The organism is Sphingomonas bacterium (assembly GCF_903644135.1).
In the GTDB taxonomy this organism is placed as follows: Bacteria; Pseudomonadota; Alphaproteobacteria; order Sphingomonadales; family Sphingomonadaceae; genus Sphingomonas.
Genome location: NZ_CAHJXA010000076.1, coordinates 1 through 9949, shown reverse-complemented (window position 1 = coordinate 9949; position 9949 = coordinate 1). Strand labels below are relative to the sequence as shown.

General features: G+C 66.1%; 9 protein-coding genes and 1 pseudogene. 9 read left to right on the top strand and 1 reads right to left on the bottom strand.

All coding sequences use genetic code 11. The annotated features are described in order from the left end of the window. The first annotated feature begins 253 nt into the window (after positions 1 to 253). From HUU96_RS06030 to HUU96_RS06000, 8 genes and pseudogenes are all read left to right on the top strand, one after another. Positions 254 to 703, top strand: a complete 450-nt coding sequence (locus HUU96_RS06030) for a LysR substrate-binding domain-containing protein (protein WP_174291943.1) — start codon at positions 254 to 256, stop codon at positions 701 to 703. Further along, complete coding sequence (locus HUU96_RS14945; protein WP_217430272.1) at positions 663 to 851, top strand: hypothetical protein; 189 nt, start codon at positions 663 to 665, stop codon at positions 849 to 851. Before HUU96_RS06030 ends, HUU96_RS14945 begins: the two co-directional genes overlap by 41 nt. Before the next feature lie 313 nt (positions 852 to 1164). After that, positions 1165 to 1776 (top strand): TetR/AcrR family transcriptional regulator, encoded by a 612-nt coding sequence (locus HUU96_RS06025; protein ID WP_174291942.1) that lies wholly within the window; start codon positions 1165 to 1167, stop codon positions 1774 to 1776. Positions 1777 to 1902: 126 nt separating this feature from the next. Then, complete coding sequence (locus HUU96_RS06020; RefSeq protein ID WP_174291941.1) at positions 1903 to 3063, top strand: efflux RND transporter periplasmic adaptor subunit; 1161 nt, start codon at positions 1903 to 1905, stop codon at positions 3061 to 3063. Positions 3064 to 3069: 6 nt separating this feature from the next. Continuing rightward, the gene (locus tag HUU96_RS06015; protein ID WP_174291940.1) at positions 3070 to 6237 is read left to right on the top strand and encodes an efflux RND transporter permease subunit; all 3168 of its coding nucleotides are present in this window, start codon (positions 3070 to 3072) and stop codon (positions 6235 to 6237) included. Then, positions 6234 to 7664 carry an efflux transporter outer membrane subunit gene (locus HUU96_RS06010; protein ID WP_174291939.1) on the top strand — a complete coding sequence of 477 codons (1431 nt, stop codon included), beginning with the start codon at positions 6234 to 6236 and terminating at the stop codon, positions 7662 to 7664. The genes HUU96_RS06015 and HUU96_RS06010 overlap by 4 nt, the downstream gene beginning before the upstream one ends. Before the next feature lie 58 nt (positions 7665 to 7722). Further along, the gene (locus HUU96_RS06005) at positions 7723 to 8001 is read left to right on the top strand and encodes a hypothetical protein (protein ID WP_174291938.1); all 279 of its coding nucleotides are present in this window, start codon (positions 7723 to 7725) and stop codon (positions 7999 to 8001) included. 231 nt (positions 8002 to 8232) lie between these two features. Beyond that, a pseudogene (locus tag HUU96_RS06000) lies at positions 8233 to 8578 on the top strand (IS5 family transposase); the annotation flags it as partial. A gap of 65 nt (positions 8579 to 8643) precedes the next feature. On the opposite strand, the gene HUU96_RS05995 reads toward HUU96_RS06000, so the two are convergent. After that, positions 8644 to 9666 (bottom strand): NAD-dependent epimerase/dehydratase family protein, encoded by a 1023-nt coding sequence (locus HUU96_RS05995; protein WP_174291937.1) that lies wholly within the window; start codon positions 9664 to 9666, stop codon positions 8644 to 8646. A gap of 96 nt (positions 9667 to 9762) precedes the next feature. On the opposite strand from HUU96_RS05995, the gene HUU96_RS05990 reads away from it, so the two are divergent. After that, a partial coding sequence (locus HUU96_RS05990) for a winged helix-turn-helix transcriptional regulator (RefSeq protein ID WP_174291936.1) occupies positions 9763 to 9949 on the top strand: 187 nt, incomplete at its 3' end.

The following is a 9949-nucleotide window of genomic DNA, read 5'->3' as shown; positions in this document are numbered from 1 at the left end:
CATCGTCGTATGCCATCGCGATCGAGGGGTCCCTTTTGCACGCCGATAGGGGGTCCCGGTTCGACGCCTATTTACACGCGGGGCGGCGCGCTTTCGAGCAACAGCGCGGCAGCATTAGCGCCGATATCGCGCGTCGAGACGGTCGGCGCGGCGTGTCGAGATCTGCGAAGAAGCTTGGCAGCACGCCCCCGCGCGCAGCGCCCGCCAAACCGTGCCAATTGTCCATGAAGCTCGCCGGTCGCAGAAACGTGACGTGCGGCGCGGCATCGACAAGGATGCTCTCGGCTCGATGCAACCCCAGCACCGGCCCGGTGCCTGCTGGCAGGTGCGCGCCGACCGAGGACAGCAGCACCAGTCGCTGCAGACCAGTTCGGCTTCGGTCTTGCAGGTCCGACCACAGTCGGGCTGCACACGCGCGGTCTACCACGACCGTCTCGTGGCGCTGATGCGCCGAGATCATCCGGCCGCCGCCGAACCGCTCACGCCCGCACGCTATGCCATATACGATCATGCGATAGTGTCCGTTCTCGACGACGGGCCGGGCGCGGTCGACGACGCCCTTGCACAGATCGGCCTGCACCGCCGCGTCGCGCTGCGCCAGCCGCACTTCTACGCGGCCCTGGCGATCTGCGCGGCTACCGACCTGCTCGTCACGCTGCCGTTTGAGCGTCGCCGAAGGCTTCGCGACTTATTTTGCGCTTGAGCGCAGGCCTGCTCCGGTTGCGGGCACACCGTTCACCATCAGCCTGCTTTGGTCACCGGCGCTGGCGAACGACCCCGCCCAGGCCTGGCTGCGCGACGAGGTGGTCGTGCCGGCGAGGGCTGCTGGACTGAATCAGGAAGTGACCTGATCGCATTTAAGCATGTGCCTGATCCGCATCGGCAACAACATCGGGTCCGTTTGCCCGAACATGCCGAGCTCCCGTCAACGGATCGCTGCTCGCAATGTTGGTAGTAGGTCGGTGTCAGACATTCGGCCCACTTGTCTGTGGGCGTGACGCAAACGCTTGTGCTTCAGAGGCGCTCGTTGCCTGCGAGCTTAACAAGCGCCCCTTCTGAAGATATCGAGCCCATTCTCACGTCTGGTTCCGGGTCCAACTTTCGTAGCAAATATGTTTGGGGTCCGGCTTTAAATTGAACGACTTGTCTTCTATACCACGCGTTATGGAAATGGTGATTCCTGCTCAGACCCGCGGACGGCCGCGCGAGTTCTGCGTCGATACCGCGTTGGCCGCAGCACTCGGGGTCTTCTGGTCGAAGGGCTATGAGGGGTCGTCGATGTCCGACCTCACTGCGGCGATGAGGATTACCAAGCCCAGCCTCTATGCAGCGTTCGGTAACAAGGAAGAGCTGTTTCGCAAGGCACTCGACCTCTACGAGGCCGAGAAGCTGGCCTATATGCGCGACGCGCTGCGTCAACCGACCGCGCGTGCGGTTGCCGAGCATATCATGCGCGGCGCGATCGATGCGCAGACCAGTAGTCGCGATCCCAAGGGTTGCCTCGGCGTCATCGGCGCTAGCGCGTGCGGGGCGGAAGCCGAATCGATCAAGACGGAAGTGATAAAGCGGCGCGCCTCGTCCTCCGCGGCGCTGCTCGACCGTTTTCGGCAAGCGCAGCGCGACGGCGATCTGCCCGGCCATATCGAGCCCGCAGCACTCGCCCAGTTTCTCTTCACGATCCTGCAGGGGATGGCCGTCCAGGCGGGCGCGGGTGCCAGCCGTGAGGATCTGGAGGGCGTGCTGAAGACCAGCTTGATGATCTGGCCCGGCCGCTGACGCCACGAACGGTGTAAAACGCTGGTTGACGATTGGTCGAGGCATTATTATACTTTGCGGTACATAATGCGGAGGTGCCCGACGCCATCCTGCAACAAACCCCGCGCATCTTTGACAGGCTACAGCATGAAGGTCGTTCGTCCCCTGCCGCTCGCGACAGCGCTGCTGCTTGTCGCTTGCGGGCACCAGCCACCCCCGCCGCCACCGCCGCCCGGCGTCGGCTATGTGACCGTATCCGAACAAGCGGTGACGCTGAGCAGCCAGCTGCCGGGGCGGACCGCCGCGTTCGAGACGTCCGACATCCGCCCGCAGGTCAACGGCTTGATCGAGGCGCGGCTGTTCACCGAGGGCGACGCGGTTGCCAAGGGCCAGCCGCTCTACCGTATCGACGCGCAGCCTTACCGTGCGCAGCTCGCCAACGCCCGTGCGGCGCTGGCCCGTGCGCAGGCGGCGATCGCCTCGAGCGCGGCGCTTGCCCGACGTTATGGCGAGCTGGTCAAGATCAACGCCATCGCGAAGCAGGACTACGACAACGCATTGACCAGCGCGGCGCAGGCGCGCGCCGACGTCGCCGCGCAACAGGCGGCGGTGCGGACGGCGGCGATCGATCTCGACCGCACCACCATCCGCGCGCCGATCGCCGGGCGGATCGGCCGCTCGACCTACACCACCGGCGCGCTGGTCGCCGCGGCACAGGCCAACCCGCTGGCGACGATCCAGCGGCTCGATCCAATCTATGTCGATATCCAGCAGTCGAGCGCCGACCTGCTCAAGCTGCGCCAGCAAATGCTTGCCGGCGAGTTGCAGCGTGACGCGCAGGCGAACGTGACGCTGTTGCTCGAGAACGGCACGACCTACGGCGCGACGGGCAAGCTGCGCTTCGCCGACGTCACCGTTGACCAGACCACCGGCTCGCAGGTGATCCGCGCGATCTTTCCCAACCCCAATGGTTTGTTGCTGCCGGGCATGTATGTCCGCGCGGCGATGGTCGAGGGACGGCAGGCGCGGGCGACGCTGGTGCCGCAGCGCGCGGTCAGCCGTGACGAGCGCGGCAATGCAGCGGTGATGGTGGTAGGGCAGGGCAACAAGGCCGAGCCGCGGACACTGCAGACCGAGCGCACCGTTGGCGACAATTGGCTGGTGACTGGCGGCGTCAGGCCGGGCGACCGGGTGATTGTCGAGGGTGGCATGACGCTGCGTCCAGGTATGGTGGTGACGCCGTCGCCCTGGACCGCCGATGCCAGGTCGCCGACGGCCCCCGCGCCGCTGCGACGGGCGGGGAAGTAACCGGTCATGGCGCGCTATTTCATCGAACGGCCGATCTTTGCCTATGTGCTGGCGATCATTCTGATGCTCGCCGGCATCCTGGCGATCCGGCAGCTGCCGATCGCACAGTTCCCCGCGATCGCGCCGCCGGCGGTGGCGATCACCGCGACCTATCCAGGTGCCGACGCGCAGACGCTGGAGAACACCACTACTCAGATCATCGAGCAGCAGCTCAAGGGCATCGACCACCTGCGCTATTTCTCGTCGTCGTCCTCGTCGTTCGGCCAGACGGTGATCACCCTCACCTTCGAGCAGGGCACCAACCCGGACATCGCGCAGGTGCAGGTGCAGAACAAGCTGCAGGCGGCGACGCCGCTGTTGCCGCGCGAGGTGCAGCAGCAGGGCATCCTGGTCGCCAAGGCGACGCAGAACTTCCTGATGTTCGTCGGCGTCTATTCGGACAACGGCAAGCATGACGGAGACGACCTGTCGGATTATGTCGTCTCGCGGCTGCAGGACCCAGTGTCGCGGACGGCGGGCGTTGGCGACACGCAGGTGTTCGGCTCGCAATATGCGATGCGGATATGGGCCGATCCGCTCAAGCTCAACAATTTCGCGTTGACGATGGACGATATCAAGGCGGCGGTGACCGCGCAGAACGCCCAGGTCGCCGCCGGCCAGATCGGCGCCCAGCCCGCCCGCAAGGAGCAGATGCTGAACGCGACGGTCTCGGTCGAGTCGCGCCTGACCACGCCCGAGCAGTTCCGCGCGATCAGCCTGAAGAGCAATGCCGACGGCTCGATCGTGCGTCTGGGCGAGGTCGCCCGGGTCGAGATCGGCGCGGAAACCTATGGCTATTCGTCGCAGTGGAACGGCAAGCCCGCCTCGGGCTTTGGCATCAAGCTGGCTCCCGGCGCCAACGCGCTCGCCACCGTCGCCTTGGTCAAGGAGCGGGTGAACGAGATCGCCAAGGCGTTCCCGCCCGACGTCCACGTCATCTATCCCTATGACACCTCGCCGTTCGTGCGGCTGTCGATCAAGCAGGTAATCGAGACGCTGGTCGAGGCAGTCGTGCTCGTCTTCCTGGTAATGTTCCTGTTCCTGCAGAATTTCCGTGCGACGCTGATCCCGACGATCGCGGTGCCGGTGGTCCTGCTCGGCACGTTCGCGGTGCTCGCGATCGCAGGCTATTCGATCAACACGCTGACCCTGTTCGGCATGGTGCTGGCGATCGGCCTGTTGGTCGACGATGCGATTGTCGTGGTCGAGAATGTCGAACGGCTGATCCAGACCGAGCATCTCAGCCCCAAAGACGCGGCACGCAAGTCGATGGACGAGATCACCGGCGCGCTAGTCGGCATCGCGCTGGTGCTGTCGGCGGTCTTCCTGCCGATGGCGTTCTTCGGAGGATCGACGGGCGTCATCTATCGCCAGTTCTCGATCACCATCGTATCGGCGATGATCCTGTCGGTGTCGGTCGCGCTGATCCTGACCCCGGCGCTGTGCGCCGCGATCCTGAAGCCCCACGATCCCGACAAGACCGAGCGCAAGGGGCTGCTGGCGCGCTTCTTCCGTTGGTTCAACGACAAGTTCGACAAGGGCCGGGTCCGCTATGAACGCGGTGTTCGCGGCACGGCGCGGCATTGGGGGCGGTCGCTGATCGTCTATGGGTTGATCGTCGCCGGCATGGTGCTGCTGTTTGCGCGGCTGCCCAGCGGCTTCCTGCCCGACGAGGATCAGGGGATCATGATCGCGCTGGTCCAGGGTCCGGCCGGCGCGACCAGCGCGCGCACGCAGAAGGGGCTGGACCTCATCCGCGACCAGTTCCTGCAACACGAGGGCGGCAACGTTCAGGGCGTCTACACCGTCAATGGCTTCAGTTTCGCGGGCAACGGCCAGAATGCCGGCATCGCCTTCATCCCTCTCCGGAGCTGGGACGAGCGCGGCGGCAAGAACAACAAGGCACCGGCCATCGCCGGCCGCGCGATGCAGGCCTTTTCGCAATTCAAGGACGCGATGATCTTCGCGGTCGTGCCGCCCGCGGTCCAGGAACTTGGCAACGCGACCGGCTTCGACCTTCAGCTGGTGGATCGCAACGGCATCGGTCATGCCAAATTGCTGGCGGCGCGCAACGCGATGCTGGGCGCGTCGGGACAGGACAAGACGCTGGTCGGTGTCCGTCCCAACGCGGTCGAGGATGCGCCGCAGCTCAAGGTCAACGTCGACCATGACAAGGCGAGCGCGCTCGGGCTTGACCTCGCGAGCGTCAGCAGCACCATCTCGACCGCCTGGGGCGGATCGTACATCAACGACTTCATCGATCGTGGGCGCGTCAAGCGCGTCTATCTCGAGGCCGACGAGCCCTATCGCAACGTGCCCGAGAATATCGGCGATTTCTATGTCCGCGGCAGTACCGGCACGATGGCACCGTTCAGCGCCTTCTCGACGCTGTCGTGGGCGCAGGCACCGATGCAGCTCACCCGCTATAACGGCCAGCCTGCGATGGAGCTGCTCGGCCAGCCGGCACCGGGCGTCTCGTCGGGCGCGGCGCTGAAGACGATGATGGCGATGCACGACAAGGTCGCGCCGGGAACCGGCCTCGAATGGACCGGGCTCAGCTATGAGGAGCAGCTGTCGGGGGGGCAGGCGCCGGCGCTGTTCGGGCTGTCGCTGCTGATTGTGTTCCTGTGCCTCGCCGCTCTGTACGAGAGCTGGTCTGTGCCCATCTCGGTGATGCTGGTGGTGCCGCTGGGCATCGTCGGGGCGCTGGTGGCGGCGACCCTGACCGGGCTCAGCAACGACATCTACCTCCAGGTCGGTCTCATCACCACGATTGGCGTCGCGGCAAAGAACGCGATCCTGATCGTTGAGTTCGCCGAGGAGCGGATGCGCGACGGCCTGAACGCGTTCGACGCGGCAGTGGAGGCGGCAAAGCTTCGACTGCGGCCGATCCTGATGACGTCATTCGCGTTCATCTTCGGCGTGTTCCCGCTGGCGATCTCGACCGGCGCGGGGGCGGGGGGCCAGAACGCGATCGGCCGCGCGGTGGTCGGCGGAATGCTGTCGGCGACGCTGCTGGCGATCTTCTTCGTGCCGATGTTCTTCGTGGTGGTGCTGCGGCTGTTCGGCAGTCATGTCGAAGGACAGCCTGACCGCGACGATGCATCGGCCGTGCCTGGGGGAGCTGCGTCGTGACCTTCCGCCCCTGCCTTGCCGTGGCGCTCGCGGCCGGTACCGCCCTTGCCGGGTGCAACCTGGCACCGGCCTATGTCCGCCCGCTCGCCGCCGTCCCTGCCGCGTTGCCGCAAGGGGGGACCTATCCCGCCGCGACGACGGAGGCGCGCGATGTCACCCGGGTCGGCTGGCGCGATTTCTTCATCGACGATCGTCTTCGCCAGGTGATCCAGCGAGGGCTCGACCATAATCAGGACCTTCAGCTCGCCGCCGCCAACGTGCTGAGGGCGCGGGCGCAATATCGGGTGCAGCGCGCCGAGCAGCTGCCGTCGGTCACTGCGTCAGGTGCCGCGACCTATACCAATTCGCTGGGAACGACGGGTGCGACGGGGGCGGGCGGCATCGGCGCGGGGTCGACCGACATCCATTATTACTCCGCCAATGTCGGCGTCTCCGCCTTCGAGGTCGACCTGTTCGGCCGCGTGCGCAACCTGAGCAAGGCGGCGCTGGAGCAGTATTTCGCCACGGAGGAAGCGCAGCGAGCCACGCGGATCAGCCTGATCGCGGAGATCGCGACCGCCTGGCTGACCATCGCGTCGGACGAGGACCAGCTGGCTCTCTCCCGGCAGACGCTTTCCGCGTTCGACGAGACGCTGCGCCTGACCACCGCCCAGTTCCGTATCGGCGTCGCGTCGGAACTCGCCTCCCGCCAGGCGGAGACCAACTATCAAGGCGCGCGCAACGACATCGCGGTGCTGCAGACGCGCATCGCCCAGGATCGCAACGCCCTCGACCTGTTGGTCGGCGCGCCGGTCGAGCCGGCGCTGCTGCCGACCGCGCTCGGCGACGCGCGCCCAGGGCTGGAGGCGCTGCCGATCGACTTGTCCTCGATCGTCCTCCTGCGCCGCCCGGACGTGTTGCAGGCCGAGCATCTGCTGATCGCGCAGAACGCCAACATCGGCGCGGCGCGTGCGGCTTTCTTCCCGACCATCTCGCTGACGGCGGCAGTGGGGACGATCAGCACCGCGCTTTCGGGGCTCTTCGCGGCAGGCAGCTTCACCTACAGCGCCGGGCCGTCGATCGCGCTGCCGTTGTTCGACGGCGGTCGCAACCGGGGTAACCTTGCCGACGCCCGCGCCTCGCGCGACGCAGCCGTCGCAACCTACCAGAAGACACTCCAGACCGCGTTCCGCGAGGTCGCCGACGCGCTCGCCCAGCGCGGCACGATCGACGAGCAGATCGCCGCCCAGACAGCCCGCGCCAACGCCGCCGAGGTCGCGGCGAAACTGTCCGACGCGCGCTATCGCGCCGGGATCGATTCGTTCCTGACGACCCTCGACGCGCAGCGCACCGCCTATGCTGCGCAGCAGCAATTGGCCACGACTCGGTTCAACCGCGGCGGCAATCTGGTGGAGCTGTATCGCAGCCTTGGTGGTGGCCTGAACTGACGCTTGCCAGCATCGCGATTCGGCGTACTCTATCGTCAAAGAACGAGGAGAGCGACCGATGGCGGCGATAGCCCCAATTGCGCAGGACCATACCGGTGATCCCGGCGAAGAGAGCCTGATTATCCTGCAGAGCCTCATGTGCGTGATGCGCGAGAAGAACCTGCTGACCCGCGCCGATGTCGAGGAACTGTGTCGCAAGGTCGATCGCCGCGCGCGGGGCGAGAGCCAAATCCCGCTGCCCTGCTGTTCGGAAGCGGCGCACGGTGCCTCAGGGCTGATGCGACGGCTGGCGAGCTATATGGGCCAACGCTATGGCGGCAAGCACGCTCGTCTCTGAAGAAACGCTAGGCCACACTCAATTCAAATTAACTGTTTGTCGCTGCGTATATCAAGCACGTGCCCATATTGGTTAGCGGAAATCGCTATCGCTGCTTGGGTTGCCGGTACTTGGAATCAGTAGATCGCGCAGCGGTAGCCCAGGGCGATAGCTGTATTGTAATTGGGCGCTAGAACTCCGTTCAATATAGCGCACCGCAGCGGGATCGAGGCGAGGTGAAGTGTTGCCTAGACAGGAGGGCAGACCCACGACGGGCAGGTCGCTGATACGCTGCTCGACCATCTCGGCCCGCGTATAATCGTCTTAGCCGACAAGGCTTATGATGCCGATTGCATCCGCGAGCTGATCCAAGATCAAGGTGCCACGCCTAACATCCCGCCGAAAAGCAACAGCAAGTGGAAACCGTGCTTCAGCAAGCGCCCGTACCGCGAGCGGAACCTGATCGAGCGCTTCTTCTCCAAGCTGAACCACTTCCGTCGCCTCGCCACGCGCCACGACAAGCTCGCCGCCAACTTCCTTGCCATGGTCCAGCTCACCTCAATGCGGCTGTGGCTCCGCTTATGAGCCTACGGCCTAGACCGACAGCACCACCGTTAAGCGTCACACCCACGTCCCCAGGCTTAGGCTGAAGCTGTTACCAGCTCAGACCAAGTCGTAGTCGATGAGGCTCTGGCCGGCGGCGGTGACAGCATCCTCCAAGGGGCAAAGCGGACGGCCGAGGATCGTCCGCGCCTTGGTCGACGTGTAGCTGCGGCGCTTGACGAGGTCAGCGGCCATGAAGCGGGCGTCGGGGCTGAACAGGCCCATCGTCCGCACCAGCCAGTCGGGAGCTTCGCGCGTGGAGACCTTCGCCGCCTTACCGCCCAGCCGGGACTTCAGCGTCGCCGCGATCTCCCGGAACCAGAGCGGTGCGCCCGCCGCGATGATCCGCTCCCCCGGCGCACGGTCGTCCGTCATCGCCTTGATGTGAAGCTCGGCCGCGTCCCGCACGTCGACGCCGCAGAAGCTGACCCTTGGCACGAGTGGCAGCCGCCCGGTCAGCATCCGCAGCGGCACCTCCAGTGAGCCCGACACGTCCGGCCCGAGCGCCGGGCCCTGCACCATGCCGGGCAGGATCGTGGTGAGCACAAGATCGCCGCCGGAAGCCCTCGCCAGCGCCCAGGCGTCCTGCTCGGCCAGCGTCTTCGAACGCGCATAGGGGCTGACGTTCCTGTCGGACAGGTCCGTCCAGATCGTCTCGTCGGACGGCGACGATCCGGTCCCGCCAGGGCTGGCGGCGGCCGTCGACGAGGTCATCACGACGCGCTGTACACCGGCGCGGCGAGCGGCCTCCCGCACGCGGCGCACGCCCTCGCGGGCCGGCCTCTCCAAGTCCTGGCCGCGATACTCCCGCACCGGCATCGGCGAAGCGACGTGGATGACGTGGCCGGTTCCCGCCAGCGCGGCATCCCAACCGGGATCGGACATCAGGTTGGCGGCATGGAACGTCAGCCCTGCGGTCGACGCGTGACGTTCTAGCGTGGTGCGGACCTCGTCCGCCCCGGCCAGGTCGCGGATCGTGGTGCGAACCGACCTGCCCGTCTGCAGGAGCTGCACGATGATGTGACCGGCGAGATAGCCGGAGCCGCCGGTGACCAGCACGGGGCGATCCTCGCTTGCGTCCATCGGGCCTGCTCCTCTAGCCGATACGGTATCCAGTGGTGACTGGATCTAGGCGGCGGCTCGGTCGCGCTGCAAGGAGGCACCTTGACGAAACCATGCATGAGCGACCTGCCGGTCGAGACCTGCCGCACGCTGACGGCGACGCTCGCCAGGGTCGGCGACAAATGGTCGATGATGATCATCGTCTCGCTGGAGCACGGTAGGCTGCGGTTCAACGACCTGCGCCGCCGGATCGGCATCTCGCAGAAGGTGCTCACCAGCACGTTGCGCGGCCTGGAGCGCGACG